The sequence below is a fragment of the Paenibacillus alkalitolerans genome, from assembly GCF_016482785.1.
Classification (GTDB): domain Bacteria; phylum Bacillota; class Bacilli; order Paenibacillales; family YIM-B00363; genus Paenibacillus_AE; species Paenibacillus_AE alkalitolerans.
The window spans coordinates 1-934 of the sequence record NZ_JAEMXM010000065.1; the positions used below are offsets into that span (position 1 = coordinate 1).

General features: G+C 37.9%; 1 protein-coding gene. It reads left to right on the forward strand.

Annotated elements, in window-relative coordinates:
• The first annotated feature begins 77 nt into the window (after positions 1-77).
• A complete protein-coding gene (locus tag JET16_RS29765) occupies positions 78-872 on the forward strand; it encodes an aminoglycoside 3'-phosphotransferase (RefSeq protein ID WP_199624865.1) in 795 nt (264 codons plus the stop codon).
• Positions 873-934: the final 62 nt, after the last annotated feature.

The window sequence follows — 934 nt, forward strand, 5'->3', positions numbered from 1 at the left end:
CCTTAAGTCGGTGAGGGTTCGTGAATGCAAGAGACGTTATCGGAAATTGCCTAAAACCATAAATGGAGTGCCTAATCATGGAAGAGAATGTGAATCATGAATTACCACCAGAATTTATTAATAAGTTTAGTGAAGATCAAATTACACTTTGCTGGGAGAACCTGGCTAGAACATATTTTATCCAGAGTAGGAATGGAACTAATAAATATTTAAAGATTCAACCTGTAGGCAGTATTGAATCAATAGAAGTTCAGGCTCAAAAGTTATTATGGTTGAAAGGTAAACTGTCCGTACCTGAAGTAGTTGATAAAGGCATTCTAGGGAATTATGAGTACTTACTAACACTAGAAATAAAGGGCGCACCAGCGTCCGATAAATGTTTTCAAAATGACGTAGATGGAGTAGTTAAATTAGTGGCTCAAGGCCTTCGAACCATTCATGAAGTACCAATAGCCAATTGTTCGTTTGATAATCGGCTAAATAATCTGATGGAAATGATTAGATACAACTATATGCATGGACATATTAACGCATTAAAGCTTAATAGGAATTTTGGGATAGAGAACATTGATGCTCTCTTGGTTGACGTTGAAGCCTTTGCAAGGAAGCATAAAGAAGATCTTGTGTTTACGCATGGTGATTACAGCATGCCGAATATTATGATTTCAGATGGACGAATAAGTGGTTTTATCGACCTTGGTAATTGTGGAATATCCGATCGCTATTATGATCTAGCAGTGGCAGAGAAAAGTATAGTATTGAATTATGGGTCGGAATTTATTGATATGTTTTATAAATACTACGGAATGAATGGCGTTGACCGACAGAGAATAAGATTCTTTCAGATTATCGAATGCTTATTGTGGGGTTAGTCAGAGAAGAGTCAACATCCGATAACACCGCATTCACGCATCGGGCCTGACGGCCCTCGGTC

What these genes read in the sequence shown, in the direction of transcription:
- JET16_RS29765 (WP_199624865.1), top strand. Translation starts at nt 78, where the DNA reads ATGGAAGAGAATGTGAATCATGAATTACCACCAGAATTTATTAATAAG.